Origin of the sequence: Brachybacterium sp. GCM10030268, assembly GCF_042666305.1 — a bacterium.
Lineage (GTDB): Bacteria > Actinomycetota > Actinomycetes > Actinomycetales > Dermabacteraceae > Brachybacterium.
Genome location: NZ_JBHTCW010000005.1, coordinates 103,629 through 125,420, shown reverse-complemented (window position 1 = coordinate 125,420; position 21,792 = coordinate 103,629). Strand labels below are relative to the sequence as shown.

Here is a 21,792-nt window from a genome sequence, read left to right as displayed (position 1 = left end):
CCGCTCAGCTACACCTTCTTGCCACGGCCCGATCGGGAGTCCGGACATCGGCGCAGGGGTGTCGGGCTGTGCTGGGTGCGTGTTTCGCCCGGTGGCGGGCCTGGTCAGCGGGCGTCCCGCCGGGTCTTCCGCCAGCCGTCGACGATGTCCCAGATCGAGACCGCCACGATGGCGAACGCGGTCACGATGGCCAGGGTGCGCAGCGCGCCCGGTGCCAGATCGCTCTCCCGGGTGATGACGTCCACCAGAGCCGGGTTCACCAGCTCCTGGCGTGCCAGCAGCGACAGCGCCCACCCCACGAACAGCAGTGCCAGCGCGGAGTTGAGGGTGGCCAGGGCCGCCGTCCAGCGCCCCCGCACGTACACCGCGAGGGCCAGTGCGGCCTCCAGTGCGATCAGCCCCAGCAGGGCGGCGACGCCCCAGGGCCACAGGTCCGGGTGCAGCACGGCGAGCTTCTCCCCGTCGGTCCACACGAACCCGCGGAAACGGTCCCAGAAGAGCGCGGCCGCGCTCAGGACGAGGAACACCAGCGAGGCGACGAGCTCGCTGCGGGAGGTGCCGTCCGTGGGGGCCTCGGGCAGCTGGTCGACGTCCCATGTGCTGGTGGCCTCCGCGCCGGTGCGCTCGAGCACGGCGAACACGAAGGTCACCCAGAAGCACAGGTGCAGGATCACCGAGATCCCCAGGGGAATCGCCTCGCCGATGATGTCGCCGAACGATGCGCCGGCCAGAGCCTGCCCCAGGGCGACGCCGCCGACGACGCAGGCCGGGACGATCATCAGCAGCAGCTTCAGCAGTCTCCACCAGGCCAGGAAGTGGCGCGGGCCGATGAGCTGCAAGGGCTGGTCCGTGTAGCCGGCGGCGAGGGCCGCGGGGTCGCCCAGCTCGGTGAGCACGGCGCGCTCCGCCTCGGCGGGGTCCTCGCCCTGCTCGGTGCGAGTCTCGACCGCGTCGGCGATCGATGCCTCGAGTTCGGCCCGCACGTCGTCCTGCGCCTCGGGAGGGAGGGACCTGGTCGTCGCGGCGATGTACCGCTGGGTCAGTGACGGGGTGGCTGGGGTGGTCATCTCAGTGCTCCTGGTCCGGGCGGTCGTCGTCGGTGAGGGAGGTGATCGCGTCGGTCAGCGCGAGCCACTCCGTGGTGAGGGTCTCGGCCAGGCGGATGCCCTCGGCCGAGGTGCGGTAGAACTTGCGCGGGCGCGCCTCGTCGGTGTTCCACTCGCTGGCGAGGTGGCCCTGCTTCTCGAGGCGGCGCAGCAGCGGGTAGAGGGTGTTGGCGTCCGTGGCGAAGCCGTGGCGTTCCAGATCCAGCAGCAGTCCGTAGCCGTATCCGGGTGTGCGCAGCAGCTGGAGGCAGGCGAGCACGATCGTGCCGCGCCGCAGCTCCTGCAGGTGAGTCTCGAAGGCATCGCTCATAACCCACACGATAGTGTGCGCCACACACTATAGTCAATAGCACGGTGTCGTGTGACCGATGGAGGGGTGGACAGTCGTCGTCCCGGCGACCGTGCCGCCGTAGGCTGGCTCGGGTGACGCTCACCGCCCTGACCCTGCTCGCCGTGATCGTCGGCGTCGGGGCGGGACTGCAGCGGCTGACCGGCATGGGGTTCGCCCTGGTCGTCGCTCCCTTCCTGGTGCTGACGCTCGGGGCGTTCGAGGGCGTCCTGGTCACGAACCTCTGCGGACTGGTGTCCTCGTCCGTGAACCTCTGGCTCCTGCGTCGGGACGTCCAGTGGCGGCGTCTGCTGCGCTTCACGCCGTTCTCCCTGGTGGGCATCGGCATCGGAGCGCTCGTGCTGCTGGTGCTGCCGGCGGATCCGCTCGCCGTGCTGGTGGGGGTATCGGTCCTCGTGGCGATCGCTGTCACCGTGTTCTTCCGCTCGGGACGGCTCGAGGACTCGATGACGGTCAGCTCGGCATTCGGCACGGCGTCGGGCTTCATGAACGTCACCGCGGGCGTCGGCGGCCCGGCCGTGGCGGTCTACGCGATCGCCACGGGATGGGAGCACCGTGGGTTCGCGGCCTCGATCCAGGCGCACTTCGCCGTGATCTGCATCGTGTCCCTCGCCGCGAAGTGGGCCCTGCCGTCGTTCGGCATCGGCGGCTGGATCGTGACCATCGCAGCCATCCTGGGCGGCACCGTCGTCGGCCAGCGGCTCGCCGGGCGCTTCTCCGGGCCGACGATGATGAGAGTCGTGGTGGTCCTGGCCGTCGCCGGTGCGCTGGTGACGATCGTCCGGGCGCTCGCCTGAGCCGGCGCGGGGTGACCGGGTGCGGGCCTGACCCGACCTTCACCTCACGCTACGGCCGCAGGACGATGTACCGGCAGCAGCCGGACGAGGACACCGCCACGTACGGGCCCCGCCGCGGCAGGCGCACGTCCGAGCGACCCCTACACTGGCGCCTGCGACCGCGGCATATATTCCTGATCTGCTTCTGTGAGGTGAGAGCGATGGTCGACCTGCTCTGGGGCATCGGAGGGATGGCAGGCCTGCTGCTGATCGCTCTCGCCTTGTCCAGCAACCGCCGGGCGATCCGCCTGCGCACCGTCCTGGGGGCGCTCGCGCTCCAGGTCGGGTTCGGCGTGCTGGTCCTGTACTGGGGGCCGGGACGGTGGGCCCTGCAGAAGGTCTCGGAGGGCTTCCAGGCCGTGATCAACACCTCCGGCGAGGGCATCTCCTTCCTGTTCGGGCCGGTGCTGCCCGAGGAGGGGAGCGTCTTCGCCTTCCAGGTGCTGCCGGTGATCATCTTCTTCGCCTCGCTGACCGCGGTGCTCTACCACTGGAAGATCCTGCCCAAGGTCGTCTCCTGGCTCGGCGGCGCGCTGGGCAAACTGCTGGGAACCAGCTACGCCGAATCCGTCAATGCCGCCGCCAACATCTTCGTGGGGCAGACCGAGGCACCCCTGGTGGTGCGCCCCTACATCAAGCGGCTGTCCCGCTCGGGCCTGTTCGCGGTGATGGTCGGCGGGCTCTCGACCGTCGCCGGCTCGGTGCTGGTGGGGTACTCGCTGCTGGGCGCCCCGCTGGAATACCTCATCGCGGCGAGCTTCATGGCCGCTCCGGGCGCCCTCCTGATGGCCAAGATCATCGTGCCCGAGGACGATCCCGATGCCGTCGCTCGCGAGGCCGAGCTGGTCGCCGCGAGCAGCCGCGCCGCGAAGTCGCGGCGGGCGGCACGCTCGGGAGACAGCAGCACGGTCCCGGCCGGCTCCGGCACTGCCGGCACTGCCGGCGCGACGAGGTCCGACGCCTCCGCCGGGGCCACTGGCGAGGAGACGACGGACGACGCCGAGGAGGACCTCGGCGAGATCCAGTACCGCAACGTCATCGACGCCGCGGCCGGTGGCGCGGGCGACGGGCTCAAGCTCGCCGCCATGATCGGGGCGATGCTGTTGGCCTTCATCTCTCTCATCGGCCTGGTCAACCTTCTGATCGGCACGGTGGGCGACTGGTTCGGTGCCGGTGACCTGACGTTCGAGCAGATCCTGGGTTACGTGTTCGCCCCGGTCATGGTCATGCTGGGCGTGCCGTGGAGCGAGGCCGTCGCCTCCGGCAGCTTCGTGGGGCAGAAGCTCGTGCTCAACGAGTTCGTCGCCTTCACCAACTTCGGTCCCGAGGCCGGCAGTTTCAGCGAGAAGTCCGCGGCGATCATCACCTTCAGCCTGACCGGCTTCGCGAACTTCAGCTCCCTGGGCATCCTGCTGGGCGGCATCGGCCAGATCGCCCCCGAGCGCCGTTCCGAGATCGCCCAGATGGGCATCAAGGCCATCCTCGCCGGGACCCTCGCCAACCTCATGAGCGCCACGATCGCCGGCATCCTGCTGGCCTGAGTCGGCGGCCGGCCGGCGCGGCCCCGCCGAGCAGGTCCTCAGGAGTCCGGTGGGCGCTGACCCGGAGCACCTGCTCGGTGGGACGTCGTCGGATACCTGCGGGCAGGCCCGGCCCTGAGATGTCGTGTACCGGCCTCCGGTGGCGGGCTCCCCGGGGTCTTACCGGGAGAGTCCGTGCGCGCCTGCCTTGGCGCGGACGACGGGCTCCACCGCGGGAAGCGGGTGGCGGTGGCCGTACAGGGTCGGGGCCGGGCCCGGGTACTCGACCAGCGCGTCCACGGCCACCTCGTTGTACGCGGCGAGCGGGTCGACGTCCTGTCCATTGAATCGTGTGGCGCCGATGTGCACCTCGGTCCCGCCCCATGCGTGCACGAGCTCCGCGGGGGCCACACCGTCGACGGCACGCACGGCATTGTCCTCGATCCAGAGCTTGGAGTTCACGCCGACTCCCCACGAGTAGACGAAGTGCTCTGCGTCGGGGATGACGAACAGGTTGTTGTAGACGTGGACAGCCCCGTAGCGGACGCGTGGGGCTCGCTCGGCGAGGTTCTCGAACCGGTTGTGATGGAAGGTCACGCGAAGCTTGCCCTCGTCCTCCGGCTTGCTGTCGCTGTTGCCGATCAGCACCGAGGTGCTCCCGTTCCTGATCGTGCTCCAGCTGACGGTGACCAGGTCTGCCTGATTGGTGATGTCGAGCAGGCCGTCGACCCGGTGGACCACGTCGCCGAAGATGGTTTCCTTGGGCTCGCCTGCGCGATACGGTCCGTCGATGGTCAGGTGATCGAGCCACACGTTCTTGGCGCCGATCAGACCGACGACGTCGAAACCCTCGGAGACCCACCCGTCCTGGTTGCGCTGCGGGAAGCAGTTCTCCATGCCGGTGAGCTCCAGGTTCCTCACGATGATGTTCTCGCCGCGCAGGATCAGACTCACACCGATCAGGCGTGCGTCGTCCTCACCGATGAGCGTGAGATTGCTCGGCAGGTCCAGCTGGATGCTGTTCAGCTGTGCCTGGTGGGAACGGTCGCGTGCGTCCTCGAGCGGTCCCTCCGGGTCACCGTCGTAGTGGGCCGGGTCGTACTCCTCGAGGTACGCCTCCAGGTCCCACGCGGGGTCGGCGTAGTCCTCGCACGTCAGCGCAGCCCCGTCGGGCCCCGTGTTCATGTCGATCGTGCCGCGGACCGTGATGATCACGGGCTCGTCGCCGGCTCGCTCGAGCGCGGAGATGAGTTCGGCCTTGGTCGTCACGGTGAACACCATGTCGCCGGCGGCGTCGGCACCTCCCGTGGTGCCGGCGCCGGCGGACCCCCAGCCGTCCCCGGCGCGCAGGGTCTCTCGCGCCGGGTCCTCGGGGCGCGCCTGCGCGGTGGTCGCGCCGACAGCAGTCAGGGGGGCAGCCACCGCTGCGGTGGTCAGGGCTTGCATCAAACGTCGGCGTCGTAGCACGGGCTCTCCTGAGTGTGGATTGCTGTCCTTCGAATGGACCGCCGTCGGCGGGGTCATTCGTCCGATCGCAGCGGGTTCGCCTCTCGGGTACGGCGACCACACAGGGGATGTCGTGGCAGAGCGCGGATCATCCTCGCGCCCTCGCGATGAGAAACCGGTTTCCCGCTGATCTTGGGTGCGACCATACTGTGCCGCTGGCCTCGTATCAACCCTCGATGGCGGGCGGGAACCGATTTCTGGCTGCCCGCCGCGGCGTGGCCCCTCACTCCACGGCGCCGTCCAGCGCCTGCTGCCAGAAGGCGGATTCGAGCCGGGTCGCGGTGCGGAACACCGTGGCCACCTCCTCGAATCGCTGCTCGGTGAGGGACCGCGCCGCCAGGACGTCGAGGTGGGCGATGGCGTCGCGCGCGGCCTGCTGGAACTCCTCGCTCGCGTACTCGGCGATCCAGTCGCGGTAGGGGTGCTCCGGCTGCTCCTCGAGGCGGGGAGCCAGACGGGCCCCGATCTCGGCGTACCCGATCGCGCACGGGGCGAGGGCCACATTCAGATCGAGCTGGTCCCCGACCTGCCCGCTGTCCAGCACGTACCGGGTGTAGGCGACGGTGGCCTGCTTCTCGGGTGCGGCGTCCAGCTGCGAGCGATCGATGCCCCAGCTCGCGGTGAGCCGCACATGCAGCTCGGTCTCGGCCAGGGTCGTCGCGAGGGCATCGGCGGAGTGCTGGATGTCCTCGAGCCGTCGGCTCTTGAAGGCGGCCAGCGCGTTGGCCCGCGCGAACTGGACGAGGAACAGGTAGTCCTGGATCAGGTAGTCCTGGAATGCGGCGAGCGGCAGTGTGCCCGCGCCGAGCTGCTCGACGAACGGGTGGCGGGTGTAATCGTCCCAGTCGGGCAGGGCGGCGGACCTGAGATCGTCGAACAGGCTCATCGTGCCTCCCCGGTGAACGGGTGGAGGTAGGACTGCTCGAAGAAGTCGAGCTCGAGGGCGACGGTGCGCTCGAAGAACTCCCGGGCCCGCTCGGGGCTGCCGGGTCCTGCTGCGTCGAGCTCGGCGTGCAGGAAGTTCACGAAGCCGGCGAAGTCCGGGTTGTCGTGGAGGTCGATCCATTCGGAGTGGACGAAGCTGCTCGGCCGCGGGTCCGGAGCGGCGGCGGCCCAGTCGTGGTAGAGCCATTCGGTGACCACCAGCACGGCGAGGATCGCGGCATAGTCCCGGGTCTCGGCGGCTTCGCGGAAGATGGTGGTGAAGCCGGTGGTCGCCAGCGTGTCCGGGACGGTTGCGCGGTCGTGCTCGCTCACGCCCAGGGACTCGAACGCGCGCAGGAAGTAGGTGTTCTCGTCCCCGGCGACCTCGCCGACGAACTGCGAGAGTCGCAGCCGGGCCTCGAACGCGGGAGCCTCGGCGATGCCGGCGCCGAGGAGCACCAGGAAGCTGTCGAGGAAGCGATGGTCCTGGATCAGGTATCCGGCCATCACCTCATCGGGGATCGACCCGTCGTGGAGCTCCGCCACGAAGCGGTGCTGGACGGCTCGGGTCCAGGTGGGTTCGCTGGCCCCACGGAGGTCGTCGGTGAAAGAGGTGGACATCGGGACTTCTCCTCGTCAGTCGATCCGTCCGGATGGGAGCTCCCGATCCGGTGACCCGGGGCCCGACCTCGAGGCGCGCTCGCGACGCGGCGAGCGGCGCAGTGACGCAGTGACGCAGTGCGACGTCATGACATCCCTCCGCGAGCGCTAACTCGATCAGGTTCGTCGGGTGTGATCTCAGCCCCTGGCGGGGCACCCCGTGTCGACGACGACCTTACCCCGACATAGCAGGAGCCGCCCCGGGACCCCGGCGCTGGGGCCGGGTCCCGGGGCGGCTGAGCGGGGCCGTGATCGCCCACGTCGATCCCCGGAGGGTCACCGATCACGCGACGAGACTCCGCATGACCGATGGGTCGGAGATCAAGCGATCAGGTGGGCCGACGGTCTCGCCGATCAGGTGGGCCGACGGTCCCGCCGGTCAGCGAGCGGCGTCCCGCTGCTTTGGCGGGTCGCCGTTCACTCGGAGTCGAAGGCGCCGTCGTCGGCCCCGAAGGCACTGTCCTCGGAGCCGTCCTCACCGGTCGCCTCGGGGGCGTAGTCCTCGTCGAGCGGGACCTCGCGGCGCTGGTCGAGGACATCCGCTGGATCGGCGTAGGCGGAGGTGACGGAGCCGAGCTCCTCGGAGCCGAGGGCGTCCGTGGTCCCGTCGTCCGGCAGGGCATCGACCTCCTGGTCCAGGGCGTCCTCGAGCGGGGCCTCGGGGGAGTGCTCGTGCGGCGTGCTGGTCATCGTCCTGCTCCTTTCCTCCGGTGGTGTCCGGTCACTGGCAGTATCCGATATTCCGCGCCGATGATCGACTGCTCCGGCCCGCGATCGCTGGAAGCTCAAGCCCTCGCGCCGGGCGGAGCCCCGAGCGACGTCGGGCCGAGTCCCGAGCTCTTCGGGCCGAGTCCCGAACTCTTCGGGCGGAGCCCGGAGCCTCGTCGGGCCGGACCCGTACCTGCCCGGGGCCGACGCTCAGGCGCGCGAGCCCAGGCCGACGATGTGCTCCGGGAGACGCTCGTTGCTGCCGTACATGAAGTGGTTCTCCATGCGCTCGGAGTAGCGGCTCGCCTCGGTGGTGCGGCCGACGGCCTCGGCGACCTCGCGGATGTGGATCGGGGCTGCGCCGCAGCACACCCCGAGGTAGTTCACGCCCAGCTCCAGCGCCTCACGGGCGAAGGCGCTGATCTCGTAGCGGTTGGTCAGCAGCGGATCCAGGGCGGTGGGGAAGGTGCGCCCGTGCGGGGAGGGCACGGCCGCGGCGGGGTCGGAGAGGTTGAAGAACGTCGGCTCCTCCTCCGTGGTGCGGTACGGGATCGGCAGGGCGCCGACGTGGCAGTCCACGGCCTCGCGGATCTCGCGCAGCCACGGCAGCATCGTCGCCGGCCCGCGGAAGCAGTTCAGGCCCACCACGTCGGCCCCGGCCTGCTCCAGGCGCTGTGCGGTCTCGACGATCCCGGCGCCCTCGGCCATCTCCTGGAACGCCATCGGGGCGAGGGTGATCACCACGGGCAGGCCGGAGGCCTTGGCGACCTCGAGCGCGGTCAGCGCCTCCTCGGCGTAGTAGAAGGTCTCCCCGACGATCAGGTCGGCCCCTTCCTCGACGGCCCAGCCGACCATCTCCTCGAACATGCCTCGGACCTCGCGCTGCGTCGTGGTGTCCGCCGGGTCCCAGATGTTGGAGTTGGAGATGTTGCCGGCGACGAGATTGCCCGGGACGGCGTCGGCGACCTCGCGGGCGATCTGCAGAGCGGACCGGTTCAGGGGCTCGAGGAGGTCCTCCTTGCCGATGACGCGCATCTTCTCGCGGTGGCCGTTGTAGGTGAAGGCCTCGACGATGTCGGAGCCGGCGCGCTGGAAGTCCACGTGCAGGGTGCGCAGCGCCTCGGGGTGCTCGAGGGCGACCTCGGGCACGAACTCGCCGGCGGTCAGGTAGCCGCGCCGTTCGAGCTCGAAGAGGAAGCCCTCGGCACAGATGACGGTGCCGGCATCGAGGCGTTCGGTCAGGTGGTTGCGGGTCATGGCGTGCCCTCGTCGTTGCGGTTCCGGTGGTGGCCGCTGGTGACTGTATCCGTGCCTCGGGCCGCGCCGTATGGGTTGTGGCGACGTATGAACGCCGACGACGTCGCTGCGCTCATCGGGGTGGGGACGGCAGCGGGTGCAGGCTGTCAGATCAGCGATCTCGTCGGCGGGTCAGAGCGAGGGGCACCGCGACAGCGACCAGCGCCCCCGCCGCGAGCAGCCCCCAGGGCGCACCCGGCTTCGGATCGATGCGCGTCGAGGGATCCTCGCCCGCACGCATCGCGGGGTGGTGCTCGATGGCATGAGCGGTTCGCGTCAGCGCATCGGTGGCGGTATGCAGCGCCCCCTCGGCCGGACCGGCACCGCGCAGGCGGATCACATCGAGGCGGTCCCGAGACCGGTCGAGGAGCGACAGCGGCAGGGCAGCGATCACGTTGCCCGGAGGGCGACGGGCCACGATCGGGTGCGCCCTCGTCGGAGCGATCCGGCTCACCACCTCCCAGGCGATGCCGAGGAGACGGAGGTGATCGACGGGCACGCGCTCCTGGAGGCGGGGGAAGAGCTCGTCCTCCTCGGCGCGGACGTCCTCGCGGAGCACCTCGGCCAGCCTCTCGAGCGCGGCCTCGCGCTCCGGCGAGCCGAGTTCGAGACCCTCGAGCCGGGTGACGAGCTCATTGACCTCCTGGTGCTCCTGCTCGACCTCGAGCGTCAGGTCCTCGCCGTCGGGCAGTACGCAGCGCATGACGGGCCAGAGCACCGACTCCTCGGCGAAGGCATGCGGGAACACGAGGCGATACAAGTCGATCAGGACGGGCAGCTGCTCCTCGTGCGACGAGCTGCTCAGGCGGTGCAGCAACCCATCGAGCGTCACATGGTCGCGCCGCTGCCGGGAGAGGACGCTGAAGCGTCCCCCCAGCTCGGAGACGCTCTGATCGGCGATGCTTCTCATATCCCGTCCTCCTGGGATCTATCCCGTCCTCCTGGGATCCGCTCGGTCATTCACCTGGGGCCGGGGCACGGCTCGAGCCTAGTGCTTCGGAGACGAGCCGAACTCGACGGTGGCCGCGCGACTGTCGTACTCCTTCACGGATCGCCCGGGTGCGACCTGCACGGACCGGCCGGCTGCGACGCTCCAGCTTTCGGCTGCCGACCGGTCGGCCCGGTCCGCTCCGGGACCTTGCCATCGGGGGCGGGTCCGGCAGAAGGTGAAGCCCACAGATGGAGATCGGATGCCGGCCGCCGGGCACCGCGGCAGGAGGCAGGAGTCAGGAACGACCATGGCGGGTCAACAGCCGGATCACCAGGTGCGACTGCCCGTCGGCCGCATGGGATGGAAGCACACCGTCTTCCTGCACTACCGCTGTGATGCAGAGCAGATCGCCCGTCTTCTCCCACCCGGCCTCACGCCGCATCTCTTCGCGGACCAGGCGTGGTTGTCGGTGACGCCTCTGGTGATGCACCGGGTGCGGCCTGCTGGGCTGCCGGCGCCGCCGCGATGGTCGACCTTCCCGGAAGTCAATGTGCGCACCTATGTGCGATCACCGGACGGTCGTGACGGGCTGTGGTTCTTCACCCTGCAATGCCCTTGCCGCGCGATGCCCGTGGGCCTGAACCCGCTCGGGCTGCCGTACAGGTACCGTCCGGCGCAGTTCGAGCGAGGAGTCGATGGCCGCCTTAGCTACTGCTTCCACGGGAAGCGCGAGCACACCCTGGACGTCTCTCCCGGAGAACCGGTCCCGCAGCCGAGCGATCTCGACGCTTTCCTGGTGGGTCGCTGGAACGCCTTCAGCGCGCTCCCACGGGTGCTGCTGCGGTTCCCGGTCTCGCACCGGCCGTGGCCGTTGCAGGACGCAACCGGTGCCGGCACCATGCTCGAGATGCCGCGAGATATGGGCCTGCCGGTGCTCGATACCGCACCGATCGTCCAGTACTCGCCCGGAGTCGACGTAGCACTCGCCGCACCCCGCCCGGTGCGGCGGTGAGCACGGTCCGGTGCACCTCGGGCCGTCGACAGGAGGTGACTCCTGCACGGGGACGATGCCAGTTTCGCGGGACACGACGAAGGCCCCTGCTCCCGTCGGGGGAGCAGGGGCACTCGCCGGTGCGCCGGTGCCGGGCGCGGTCGTCGATCAGCGCGGAGCTCAGACGGTCGCCGCGGCAGTGCTCAGCGTCGAGGCGAACGGGTCGAAGTCGGCCGGCATGGGCTCGACCTCGGTGAACGAGGAGTTCACGGTGACCGTCTCGCCGCGGCTGATGGCGGTCTCGATGGCAACCATGATGTCCAGCACGTGCGCGGCGATCTCGCCCTGAGCGCGGTGGGGGACGCCGGCGCGGATCGCGCGGGCCATCTCCAGCACGCCCAGCCCGCGACCCGTGGTGGCGCCCGTGGCGGGCACCGGAGCCGGCTCCTCGCCGCGGTAGACCGTCAGCGCGGAGTCGCCGTCGAACACGTTGGGATCGGGGAAGGCCAGGGTCGCCTCGGTGCCGTAGACCTCGACGAAGCCGGCGCGCTTGTGCGGGGAGTCGAAGCTCAGCAGCACGGTCGCGTTCTGGCCGGACTCGAAGCGCAGCAGTGCCGAGACCTGGGTGGGCACGGTGACGTCGAAGACCTCGCCGGCCTTGGGGCCGGAGCCGATGGTGCGCTGGTCGCGGGCCTTGGAGCCGACCGCGGAGACGCTGGTGACCGGGCCGAGGGCCAGGGCCAGGGTGGTGACGTAGTACGGCGCGATGTCGTACAGCGGCCCGGCACCCTCCTGGAACAGGAAGGCGGGGTTGGGGTGCCAGTCCTCCGGGCCGGGGGACTGGAAGATCGTCAGCGCGCTGGCCGGATCGCCGATCGACCCGTCGCGCAGGGTGCGCAGCGCGGTCTGGATACCGGCGCCGAGCACCGTGTCCGGGGCGCCGCCGATGCGCACGCCGTGCTTCGCGGCCGCCTCGAGCAGGGCGGTGGCGTCGGCCGGGATCGTGGTGATGGGCTTCTCGGTCCACACGTGCTTGCCGGCGGCCACGATCGACTGGGACACCTCGGCGTGCGCGGTGGGGATCGTCAGGTTGATGACGATCTCCACCTCGGGGTGGTCCAGCACGTCCTGGGCGGTGCCGGAGGCGGGGACGCCGAACTCCGCGGCGCGGGTCGCGGCGGCCTCGGGGTAGAGGTCACCGATGATGTGCACGGCCACGTCCGGGAAGGACGTGAGGTTCTTGAGGTACTCGGCCGAGATGGTGCCGGCGCCGATGATGCCGATGCCGACGGGTCCGGTGGGGTTCTGCAGGTTCACGGGATTCCTTCGTGAGTGGGGGTGGGGGTCGTCTCGGCCTCAGGCGCTGCGGAGGTACTCGAGCGAGGCGGCGATGCCCTCGAAGATGTCGCCGGCGTACTGGTCGAACTCGATGACGCCGTAGGCGACGCCGGCGGAGGCCTTCAGGGTCTCGGCCAGCGGCATCTTCCCGCCGCCGAGCGGCTGCTGGCCGGAGGGGTCCTCCGCCAGGTCGCCGTCCTTGAGGTGGACCAGCTGGACGCGGTCGCCGAGGTTGCCCAGCAGTGCGGGGACGTCGGCCCCGCCGACGGCGGCCCAGTAGGTGTCGACCTCGAGGATGACGCGCGGGTCCAGCTCGGCGGCGAACAGCTCCAGGGCGCTGCGGCCCTCGAGGGTGGAGGCCAGTTCGAAGTGGTGGTTGTGGTAGCCGACGCGGATGCCGGTGCCCTCGGCCTGGGTCGCCCGTTCGTTCAGCCGGAGGGCGAGGGAGCGGACCTTGTCCGCGTCCTTCCAGTCCTCGGGGTTCCAGAACGGGTCGATGAGGTACTCGACGCCGACGGCGCCGGCCGCTGCCAGCACCTCGTCGAAGTCGACATCGCCGAGGAAGCCTTGGTGGGCGCTGGGGAAGGTGATGTCGAACTGCTCGCGGGCGGCGACCAGGTCGTCCTTGTGCTCGACGAGGTGGAACGGCTCGGCGCAGCGGAGGCCGAGCTCGGCCAGGCGGGCCACGGTGCCCTGGTAGTCGGCGGCCAGCGCCTCGCGGACGCTGTACATCTGGACGGAGATTTCCATGGTGCTCCTTCGGGGAAGTCGTGGTGGTCGGGCGAGCGGGGCCGGGAGCGGGTGGCTCCCGGCCCGCGCGTCACTTCACGGCGCCGGCGGTCAGGCCTGCGACGAAGTTCTTCTGCATCATCAGGAAGCCGGCGACGACGGGGATGGACACCGCGAGCGAGGCGGCGAGGACCTGGTTCCAGTACACGTTGGTCTGGGTGGCGTACTGCCGCAGGCCGACGGCGAGGGTGCGGGTGTCCTCCGTGGTCAGCACGGAGGCGAACAGCACCTCGCCCCAGGCCGTCATGAACGCGTAGATCGCCACCGCCACGATGCCGGGCCGGGCGGCCGGCAGGATGATGCGCAGCAGGATGGTGATGTTGCTGGCGCCGTCGACCTTGCCCGCCTGGTCGAGCTCCTGGGGGATGCCGTCGAAGTACCCGGCGAGCATCCAGATGGAGAACGGCAGCGAGAACGTCAGATACGTGATGATCAGGCCGATCCGCGTGCCCACCAGCGGAACCCCGAAGGTGGCGTCGATGTTGACGAAGATGAGGTACAGCGGCAGCAGGAACAGCACGCCGGGGAACATCTGCGTGGACAGCACGGTGGTCATGAACGGGTTGCGCCCGCGGAACCGCCAGCGGGAGACGGCGTAGGCGGCGAACGTCGCCACGCCCACGCTGAACAGGGTCGCGACCCCGGTGACGACCAGGGAGTTCATGAAGTAGCGGGCCAGCGGCACCGTCGACCACATCTGGACGAAGGGCTCGAACGTGATCCGCTCGGGGATCCACGAGAACCCGGCCTGCACGTCCCCCAGGGGCTTCATGGAGGTGGTGATCATGACGTACAGCGGCACCGCGACGAACACGGTCAGACCCACCAGCACGATGACGCGGAAGATCTTCTCTCCGACGGTCTCACGCATTGTTCTTCTCCTTCCTCCACTGAGTGAAGTAGAGGTATGTCAGCGACACCACCAGCAGGAACAGCAGCAGGAGCACGCTCATGGCGCTGCCGACCCCGAAGTCCCAGGACAGGAACGAGGCGTTGTAGATGTGGAAGCTGATGAGGTCGCCGGCCGGGGGCTGGGCCGTCCCGAACAGCACATAGGGGGTGTTGAAGTCGTTGAACACCCACAGGAACATCACCAGCACCATGGTCTGGTTCACCGGTGCCAGCATCGGCAGGGTCACCGAGCGCCACTGCCGGAAGGGGGTGGCGCCGTCCATCGAGGAGGCCTCGTACAGCTCCCCGGGGATGGACTGCAGGCCCGCCATGAACATGAGGAACGCGAAGGGCCACATGCGCCAGATCGCCACGATCACCACGGACAGGAACGCGTTGTCGCCGATCAGCCAGAACGGGGCGCCGTCGAGGATTCCCAGCTGGTCGACCAGGACGTGGTTGACCACGCCGGTGTCGCGCTGGAGCATGAAGTTCCAGGTGATCACCGCCGCGTACAGCGGCAGGGCGTAGGGGATCAGGAACAGGGTGCGGAACACCCCGCGGCCGCGGAAGGGCCGCTGCAGGGCGACGGCCGCGGCCATGCCCAGGCCCCAGCTGATGCCCACCACGAGGATCGTGTAGCCCACGGTGACCACGAAGGAGTTCAGCAGGCCCTGGCCGATCGGGGTGCTGAGATCGACCGAGATCTGGTAGTTCTCCAGGCCGACGAACGGGGCCTCGCCCCAGCGGCGGATGAAGAACTTGGTCAGCTCGATGAAGCTCATCCAGAAGCCGGTGACCATCGGGACGATGTGGATCAGCAGCTCGAGCAGCACCGCGGGCAGGATGATCAGGTACGGGAACCAGTTGCGGCGCGGGCGGCGCGGTGCGGGGTGCTCCGGACTCGAAGCGGGCGTTTTCGAGCCCTCCGGGGCGGTGAGGGTGGTCATGAAGCTCTTCTCTTCCTGGCGACGGCGGGCACGCAGCGGCCGACGGGAGGGCGTGTCCCGTCGGCCGCTGTGGGGCTCAGGCGCGGATGGAGTCCTGCGCCGTCTGCATGGCCGTCATGACGTCGTCACGGGTGACGGTGCCGCCGGTGGCGATGGTGGCGAACATGTCGTTCATCGCCTGGCCGACGGAGGTCTCGAACTGGTCCTCCCACGGCACCAGCGGCAGCGGCTCGGCACGCTCGGCGTAGATCTCCATGAACATGTCGGCCTGCTCGGTGTCCTCGGTGAAGGTCGGCTCGCCGTCCTTGAGCACCGGCAGCGCGGCGAAGGGCTTGCCCAGCTCCTTCTGCGTCTCCGGGGAGGTCATGAACTTCATGAACTCCAGTGCGCCGTCGCGGTTCTGGGTGTCCTTCATGATCGCCAGATTGATGCCGGCCAGGTGCGAGGCGCAGTCGCTGGCGGCGCCCTCCGGGGCGGGGAACGGGACCGCCGCGAACTGGTCCGGGGTCATCCCGTTGGACTCGATGGTGGAGTGGGCGTTGTTCTGGTTGATGATCAGCGCCGACTCCTCGTTGGCGAACGAGGTGACCGACATCGTGCCGTTGTCGAACTGGGCGTTGGAGGGATTGACGACCTTGTGCTTCTGCATCAGATCCAGGTAGCGCAGGATGCCGTCGACCACGCCGTCCTCGGTGAAGGAGGGCTCGCCGTCGGGCGTGTTCAGCGCCGCGCCGTTCTGGACGGCGTTGATGAAGGCGAAGTGGTTGTTCTCCGTGTAGGAGCCCGCGGCCAGGGACATGCCGTACACGCCGTTGTCGGGATCGGTGAGCTCCTTGGCGGCCTCGACCATCTCCTCCCACGTGGTGGGCGGCTCGAGGCCGGCCTCCTCGAACATCCGCACGTTGTAGAACATGCCGTAGGCCAGGCCGTACAGGGGCACGGAGGTGGGGTCGGTGTCCGGGGCGCCGCCGGTGGCCAGCGCCGCCTCCACGTACTTGTCGCGGCCGCCGAGCGCCTCGAACTCCTCGTCGCCGAGGTCGAGCAGACCGCCGGTGGACTGCAGGCTCACGCCCCAGGTGTTGCCGATGTTGACCACGTCGGGGCCCTGCCCGGAGGTGATCGCCGTCTGGATACGGGTCTGGAGGTCGTTCCAGCCGATGACCTCGAGGCTGACGGAGATCCCGGTCTCCTCCTCGAACCTCTCGAGGACCGGGGTGAGCACCTCTTTGTCGTGCTCGAGGCTGGTGCCCTGGTTGGACGCCCAGTAGGTGAGGGAATCAGGGCTCTCGTTGGAACCGCCGCTTCCGGACCCTCCGCCACAGGCGGCGAGTCCGGTCACGCCGGCGGCGGCGAGAGGGGCTGCGGTCAGAAGTGTGCGTCGTCGCATCGGGGGACTCCTAGATACACCGTCATTGGTGGTGGGACTCGGAACGGGTCGGTGGCACCTCACCCCTCCGAGGGCTTCGGGCCGGACCTGCTTAATCGATTCGGACTTAATCGATTCGGCGAGTATTGCGTGGCGCAGGTGCCGGTGTCAACTGCGTCACGTCACGACGTGGTCACGGTCTGCGCGATCAGGTGCGCGGGGCGCCGGTGGACTCCCGGGGGACCAGGCCGGCCGGGGCGTTCTGCAGCTCCGCGCCGCCGAGCGCCTCGCCTTCGATCCGCCGTACCAGCAGGTCACCGGCGTGGTGGCCCATGTCGAAGGGCTGGCGGGAGAGGGCGGTGATCCCGGGGGAGGCCACTTCTGCGATCAGCGAGTCGTCCCAGCTGACGATGCCGAGCGAGGCCGGCACGTCGAGTCCCCTCGTCAGCGCCGCGCGCAGCGCCCCGATCGCGAGCAGGTCGCTCGAGGCGATCACGGCGGGCCGCTCGCTGATGGCCAGGTCGGAGCGCTCGAACGCTGCGATGCCGGCGTCGATGGTGTACGAGCCGGAGGCGTGGGTGTGGGCGATGCCCTGCTCGCAGCACAGCTGCCGCAGCAGTTCCAGACGCCGGCGCTCGTGCGCGTAGCCGGCCGGTCCGGTCAGCTGGATGCAGCCGTCGTAGCCGCGGGCGACGATGTGCTCGACCACGGTGCGCGCGTCCTCGGCCTCGGCGGTGGTGACCTTCACGAAGTCCTCGGGACCGGTGTAGTGGCCGAGCACGGCGAAGTCGAGGTTCAGCGATTCCAGGACGGCCGGGCGATGGTCGTCCTCCGCCAGGTCCAGCAGCACCACGCCGTCCACGCGGCGCTGGTGCGCCCAGCCGCGGAAGACGTCGATCTCCTCGTCGCGGCCGCCGCGCACGAAGCGGATCAGCAGCTCGTAGCCGTGGGAGGAGCTGGCCGACTCGATGCCCGCGGTCACCGAGGAGTAGAACGGCTCCCGGGAGACCTCTTGCGGGTCCCTGACCAGCACGAGGCCGATGTTCCCGCTGCGGCCGCGGCGCAGTGCCTGGGCGCCGGAGTGCGGGGTCCAGCCCACCTTCTCGGCGTGCTCGACCACGCGGGTGCGCAGCGCGGCGCTGACCCCCGGCTTGTCATTGAGGGCGTAGCTCACGGTGGCGGCGGAGATGCCGAGGTCGCGGGCGATGGTGGCGACAGTGGGGCGTTGGGTCTTCGGCGGCATGAGGGTGCTTCCGGTCTGACGGCCGCGAGGCCGATGACGAGGTCTCCAGCGCGGAGAACGCCGCTGTTCGGCAGGGCCACTGGATGGGCACATGATAGGTCCCGAGCCTGTTGAGGCAAGCACCGGGGCTGATCCTGTGCTGGTCCTCCGCGCGCGGAGGCACGCCGACCCCGCCGGGAGGCCGGCCAGCCCCGTGGGAAGGCAGGCCGACCTCGCGCGGAGGCACGCCGACCCCGCGGGAAGGCCGGTCCGCCCCGCGGGAAGGCCGGTCCGCCCCGCCGGATCCGTGAGTGTGTTGGAACTCGGCAGCCATAACCACTAGGTCGCGGATCTGACGAGGACGGGACGGCTGCGGATCCCCGCCGTTCGATGCGTGGTGGCGGGCGCCGACGCCCGGCAGCCCTAGCCGACGACCTCCCACGTGCGCCGGTAGATCCGGTCCGTCACGCCCCGCACGTCCCGGTAGACCGCGTCGAGCTGCCGGTACACCTCCGCGTTCTCGGCGAGAGGGGCGGTGCGGTCGGCCACGACGGCGAAGCGCTCCGCGCCCTCACGGAATGAGGGGACGATCCCGGTGGCGACGGCGGCGCAGATCGCCGCACCGCGACCGGCGGAGCTGCCGCCGGCCAGGCGCACGGTCTCCAGTCCGAAGACGTCCGCGAGGATCTGGGTCATGAGGTCCGAGGAGGCCCCGCCGCCGGTGATGACCAGCTGATCGAAGCGCGTGCCGAGCTCGGTGGCCATCTCGTCGGCCCGCTCCTTCATGGTCAGGGCGATGCCCTCGAGGATCGAGCGGAACATGTGCGCGCGGCCCTGCCGCCCGTCGAACCCCAGCACGCTGCCCTTGCGGGAGGGCACCTCGGCCGGGGCCAGCCAGTCGGGCACCGTCAGCAGCCCGTCCGAGCCGGCCGGCACCTCGAGCGCCTCCCGGCCCAGCATCTCCTCGACCGATTCGCCGCGCTCGGCGGCCTCCCGGGCGGTGCCCTCGCCGAGGAGGCCGCGGAACCAGCTGACCGTCCACATGCCGCGGCGGATGCCGCCGCTCTCGTAGAGGTAGGTGCCGGGCTGCGACCCGAAGTTCGTCCAGAACGCCTCCGACCCGGTCGCGCCGGCCTCGCCGACGGACATCCCCGCGATGTAGGTGCCCAGTGACAGCAGCAGGGACCGGGGATCCTGCAGGCCCGCACCGAGGGCCTCGACCGCCTTGTCGTTCGCCGTGGCGATCACCGGCACGCCGTCCGGCAGCCCGGTCGCCGCGGCGGCCCGGGGCGTCAGCATCCCCAGCACCTCTCCCGGCATGACCAGGTCGAACAGCATCCTGCGCGGCAAGCCGGTGCGCTCATAGTCGGCCTCGTCCTGGGACCAGGCCCAGGCCGCTGTGTCGATCGGCCACATGCCCTGGTAGTTCGCGACGGTGTCGGTGAAGTTCCCGGTCATCCGGTGGGTGATGTACCCGGAGGAGGTCGTGACGTAGGCGGCCTCGGCCGTCTCCTCGCGGTAGGGGCGGCCCACTCGCTCATCCATCCAGCTCTGGACCGGCTGGGCGAGACTGCCGTCGGCCCGCAGCACGGCCCGGCAGAACCGGATGGTGCACAGGCCGACGCCGACGATCTCCGTCGGGTCCCCCTCGAACTCGGCCATGGCCTGCCGGCTCGCCGCGGCGATCGACTCCCACAGGACGTCGTCGGGATACTCGACGACGCCGGGGCGGGGCGTGTGGTTCGCCGGCAGCGGCACGCGGCCCACCGCGCAGGTGCGGCCGTTCTCGTCGAAGATCGTGACCTTGGAGGATTGGGACCCGTTGTCGATCCCCACCACGTACCTCGTCATGAAGCGGTGCCCTCGATTCCGTGGCGCCACTGCGCCAGCTGGTCCTGCGGATGCGCGGCGGCCGGCTGGATCGCACCGTCGGCCGGGAAGATCGTGCCCATATTCATGATCCCGTGGGGATCGAGGCTCTGCTTGAGAGCGGCCAGGATCGGGTAGGCGCTGCCGTGCTCCTGCTCCGTCCACGGGGTGCGGTACTTGCCGATCCCGTGGTGGTGGACCATCGAGCCGCCGTGACGCAGCGCCTCCTCGACGATGATCGCATTGAGCGGCAGGTGGTACTTCTCGATCTCCTCCTCGGGGGAGGCCTCGATCCGGTAGTCGTAGACGAAGTACATGTTCGTGCCGGTCTGGTAGCTGTGCGAGGAGTGGCCGCCCAGCATCGTCAGGTCGCCCGCGTGCGGGTACTCCTCGCGGATGCGGCGGATGACGGACTCGTAGAGGTCCACGACCTGGGACCAGTCGGCCGAGACCTCCGTGGTGTATCCCAGGTGGTGGGACTCGAGCATGGCCGCCTTCTCGGCCTCGATCTTGTCGGGCCCCCAGTTGAGATTGTCGAACCAGGCCTCGATCAGGGACGGGTCGACCTTCACGTGCTCGTGCTGGTCGAGGACGCGCGTGATCTCCTCGCTGGTGGCGCGCACGATCCCCTCGGGCCCCTCCGCGACCAGCACGACGACGCACTTGCCCTGGCTGAAGTGGGAGAAGTGCTGGTTCGCGTCCTCGGGGGAGTACAGGCGGGCGACCGAGGGGCGGAAACCGTTCGTGATGATCTCGCGCAGCATGGCGATGCCGGTGGCCATGTCCTCCACCAGGGCGCCGTGGAACCGGTTGTTCTCCGGGTAGTAGCGGAACACCTTCAGCGTGACCTCGGTGACGACCGACAGGGCGCCCTCGTTGCCGATCACGATGTGGCGGATATCGGGGCCGGCGGCGCGGCGGGGCACGGCCTTGATGCGGGTGACCCGGCCGCCGGGGAAGACGGCCTCCAGGCCGACGACCATGTCCTCGATCGCGCCGTACAGCGTGGAGAACTGCCCGATGCTGCGGGTGGAGACCAGCCCGCCGTACTGGGCCAGCGGCTTGGACTGCGGGGAGTGGCCGGTGGTCAGACCCTGGGCGCGCAGCTGGTCCTCCAGTGTCTGCAGCGTGACCCCTGCCTGCACGGTGACCTGCATGTTCTCGGGATCGACCGAGAGGATCTGGTCCATGCGGGAGAGGTCCAGGACGATCGTGTCCGCCACGCTGGTCTCGAGCCCGCCCTCGGTCCCGGTGCGTCCGCTGCGGGCGACGATGTTGATGAGGTTCTCGTCGGCGAAGGCGAGCACGGCGGCGACGTCCTCGGTGGAGGTCGCGTAGGCGATCGCGACGGGCAGCGGTGCGCTGTAGATGCCGTGCACGGACTGGTACTTCTTGAACCGGTCGACGCTGGATTCCTGCAGCGCATGCTCGTCGGTCTCGATCTGGTCCGGGCCGAGGATCGTGGTCAGCCGGTCGAGGATCTGGTCGCGGGACAGGGGCGAGCGGGATTCGATCATGGGGTGGAGGGTCCTCTCACGATGGGTGACGGCGCTCGGGCCGACGGGTCGGGTGGGGGTGATGGTCGTAGGCGGTCTGTGTGGTCGGGGATGGGCTGGTGGGCGATGCCGGCCGCTTGCCTCGGGGCCTCTGCGGGCCGACGGGAGCGGCGGGGCTGCGGGCTCCGGCGGGACTATGGGCTCCGGTGAGTAGGGCCGACGGGGAGGTGTCTCAGCGGACGAGGTATCCGCCGTCGACGGTGAGGACGTGGCCGTTGACGTAGTCGGAGGCCTTCGAGGCGAGGAAGACGGCTGCGCCCATCAGGTCGGAGACCTCGCCCCAGCGGCCGGCGGGGATGTGCTCGAGGATCTGGCGGGAGGCGTCCGGATCCGCGCGCGTCGTCGCCGTCAGCGCCGTCGCGAAGTACCCGGGCGCGATGGCGTTGACCTGGATCCCGTGCCCGGCCAGCTCGTCGCTGTAGGCCTTGGTGAAGCCGACGATGCCGTGCTTGGTCGCAGCATAGGCCGGGGAGGACTGGCCCCCGAGGAAGGCGAAGAGCGAGGCGATGTTGATGATCTTGCCGGAGCCCTGCGCGATGAAGTGCTCGACCGCTGCCTGGGAGAGGGCGAACGGTGCCGTGAGGTTGAGGTCGACCATGGGGTCCCACTGCTCCCGGTCGAACTCCTGGACGCCGGCGAGCTTCGAGATGCCGGCAGAGTTCACGATCACGTCCAGGCCTCCCAGGCGCTCGAGCGTGTCCTGGATGACGCGGGCCGGTGCCTCGGGGCCGGTGATGTCGATCTCGAGGAACTCGTAGCGGCGCCCGGTGGCCTCGATGAGGGAGCGGGTGGTGCCGTCGTCGTCGGCGATGCTCGGCACGAAGATGTCGGCGCCGGCCTTGGCGAGTGCGAGGGCGAACGCCTGCCCGAGGCCGGAGTTGCCGCCGGTGACGATCGCGACCTTCCCCTCCAGGGAGAAGACGTCGAGCGAGAAATCCGTGATGTCCATGGTCATGTCCTTCAGGGTGAGGGGTCGAATTGGGG

At 69.8% G+C, this 21,792-nt stretch carries 20 protein-coding genes and 1 riboswitch; of the genes, 3 read left to right on the top strand and 17 right to left on the bottom strand.

What is annotated here, in order from left to right:
- Nucleotides 1-104: 104 nt before the first annotated feature.
- Complete coding sequence (locus ACFQRD_RS09555) at nt 105-1,067, bottom strand: permease prefix domain 1-containing protein (protein WP_377018912.1); 963 nt, start codon at nt 1,065-1,067, stop codon at nt 105-107.
- Between the two features lies 1 nt (nt 1,068).
- Nucleotides 1,069-1,416: a PadR family transcriptional regulator gene (locus ACFQRD_RS09550; RefSeq protein WP_377803964.1), complete on the bottom strand. Its 348-nt coding sequence runs from the start codon at nt 1,414-1,416 to the stop codon at nt 1,069-1,071.
- Nucleotides 1,417-1,529: 113 nt separating this feature from the next.
- Between ACFQRD_RS09550 and ACFQRD_RS09545 the strand changes: the two genes are divergently transcribed.
- Both ACFQRD_RS09545 and ACFQRD_RS09540 read left to right on the top strand, forming a co-directional pair.
- Nucleotides 1,530-2,252: a TSUP family transporter gene (locus ACFQRD_RS09545; protein WP_377792811.1), complete on the top strand. Its 723-nt coding sequence runs from the start codon at nt 1,530-1,532 to the stop codon at nt 2,250-2,252.
- A 200-nt stretch (nt 2,253-2,452) separates the two neighbouring features.
- On the top strand, nt 2,453-3,832 hold the full coding sequence (locus tag ACFQRD_RS09540) for a NupC/NupG family nucleoside CNT transporter (protein WP_377018916.1): 1,380 nt from the start codon (nt 2,453-2,455) through the stop codon (nt 3,830-3,832).
- Between the two features lie 159 nt (nt 3,833-3,991).
- Here the strand turns inward: ACFQRD_RS09540 and ACFQRD_RS09535 are convergent, their stop codons facing one another.
- The 6 genes from ACFQRD_RS09535 to ACFQRD_RS09510 form a co-directional block, all read right to left on the bottom strand.
- Nucleotides 3,992-5,233 carry a polysaccharide lyase family 1 protein gene (locus ACFQRD_RS09535; RefSeq protein WP_377803962.1) on the bottom strand — a complete coding sequence of 414 codons (1,242 nt, stop codon included), beginning with the start codon at nt 5,231-5,233 and terminating at the stop codon, nt 3,992-3,994.
- 307 nt (nt 5,234-5,540) lie between these two features.
- Nucleotides 5,541-6,203, bottom strand: a complete 663-nt coding sequence (gene tenA, locus ACFQRD_RS09530; protein WP_377018918.1) for a thiaminase II — start codon at nt 6,201-6,203, stop codon at nt 5,541-5,543.
- Nucleotides 6,200-6,862, bottom strand: a complete 663-nt coding sequence (locus tag ACFQRD_RS09525; protein ID WP_377803960.1) for a TenA family protein — start codon at nt 6,860-6,862, stop codon at nt 6,200-6,202. The genes tenA and ACFQRD_RS09525 overlap by 4 nt, the downstream gene beginning before the upstream one ends.
- A 116-nt stretch (nt 6,863-6,978) precedes the next feature.
- Nucleotides 6,979-7,072: riboswitch (TPP riboswitch) on the bottom strand.
- A 246-nt stretch (nt 7,073-7,318) separates the two neighbouring features.
- A complete protein-coding gene (locus ACFQRD_RS09520; RefSeq protein ID WP_377018921.1) occupies nt 7,319-7,591 on the bottom strand; it encodes a hypothetical protein in 273 nt (90 codons plus the stop codon).
- 228 nt (nt 7,592-7,819) lie between these two features.
- Nucleotides 7,820-8,866, bottom strand: a complete 1,047-nt coding sequence (locus ACFQRD_RS09515; protein WP_377018922.1) for a homocysteine S-methyltransferase family protein — start codon at nt 8,864-8,866, stop codon at nt 7,820-7,822.
- A 151-nt stretch (nt 8,867-9,017) separates the two neighbouring features.
- Nucleotides 9,018-9,815, bottom strand: a complete 798-nt coding sequence (locus ACFQRD_RS09510) for a hemerythrin domain-containing protein (protein WP_377803958.1) — start codon at nt 9,813-9,815, stop codon at nt 9,018-9,020.
- Between the two features lie 328 nt (nt 9,816-10,143).
- Here ACFQRD_RS09510 and ACFQRD_RS09505 point away from each other — a divergent pair, with 328 nt between their 5' ends.
- A complete protein-coding gene (locus ACFQRD_RS09505) occupies nt 10,144-10,848 on the top strand; it encodes a YqjF family protein (protein ID WP_377803956.1) in 705 nt (234 codons plus the stop codon).
- 159 nt (nt 10,849-11,007) lie between these two features.
- On the opposite strand, the gene ACFQRD_RS09500 is transcribed toward ACFQRD_RS09505, so the two are convergent.
- The 9 genes from ACFQRD_RS09500 to ACFQRD_RS09460 form a co-directional block, all read right to left on the bottom strand.
- Nucleotides 11,008-12,138, bottom strand: coding sequence for a Gfo/Idh/MocA family protein (locus ACFQRD_RS09500; protein WP_377804091.1), 1,131 nt, complete (start codon nt 12,136-12,138; stop codon nt 11,008-11,010).
- Nucleotides 12,139-12,183: 45 nt separating this feature from the next.
- The gene (locus ACFQRD_RS09495) at nt 12,184-12,915 is read right to left on the bottom strand and encodes a sugar phosphate isomerase/epimerase family protein (RefSeq protein ID WP_377792806.1); all 732 of its coding nucleotides are present in this window, start codon (nt 12,913-12,915) and stop codon (nt 12,184-12,186) included.
- 70 nt (nt 12,916-12,985) lie between these two features.
- Nucleotides 12,986-13,825 carry a carbohydrate ABC transporter permease gene (locus ACFQRD_RS09490; protein ID WP_377792805.1) on the bottom strand — a complete coding sequence of 280 codons (840 nt, stop codon included), beginning with the start codon at nt 13,823-13,825 and terminating at the stop codon, nt 12,986-12,988.
- Nucleotides 13,818-14,795 (bottom strand): carbohydrate ABC transporter permease, encoded by a 978-nt coding sequence (locus ACFQRD_RS09485; protein ID WP_377792804.1) that lies wholly within the window; start codon nt 14,793-14,795, stop codon nt 13,818-13,820. The genes ACFQRD_RS09490 and ACFQRD_RS09485 overlap by 8 nt, the downstream gene beginning before the upstream one ends.
- A gap of 76 nt (nt 14,796-14,871) precedes the next feature.
- A complete protein-coding gene (locus ACFQRD_RS09480; protein ID WP_377018929.1) occupies nt 14,872-16,182 on the bottom strand; it encodes an extracellular solute-binding protein in 1,311 nt (436 codons plus the stop codon).
- Between the two features lie 187 nt (nt 16,183-16,369).
- Entirely contained in the window at nt 16,370-17,404 is a 1,035-nt protein-coding gene (locus ACFQRD_RS09475; RefSeq protein ID WP_377803954.1) for a LacI family DNA-binding transcriptional regulator, read from the bottom strand.
- 402 nt (nt 17,405-17,806) lie between these two features.
- Nucleotides 17,807-19,234: an FGGY-family carbohydrate kinase gene (locus ACFQRD_RS09470; protein ID WP_377803952.1), complete on the bottom strand. Its 1,428-nt coding sequence runs from the start codon at nt 19,232-19,234 to the stop codon at nt 17,807-17,809.
- The gene (locus tag ACFQRD_RS09465) at nt 19,231-20,769 is read right to left on the bottom strand and encodes an FAD-binding oxidoreductase (RefSeq protein WP_377803950.1); all 1,539 of its coding nucleotides are present in this window, start codon (nt 20,767-20,769) and stop codon (nt 19,231-19,233) included. Before ACFQRD_RS09465 ends, ACFQRD_RS09470 begins: the two co-directional genes overlap by 4 nt.
- A gap of 211 nt (nt 20,770-20,980) precedes the next feature.
- Complete coding sequence (locus ACFQRD_RS09460; protein WP_377792799.1) at nt 20,981-21,757, bottom strand: SDR family oxidoreductase; 777 nt, start codon at nt 21,755-21,757, stop codon at nt 20,981-20,983.
- Nucleotides 21,758-21,792: the final 35 nt, after the last annotated feature.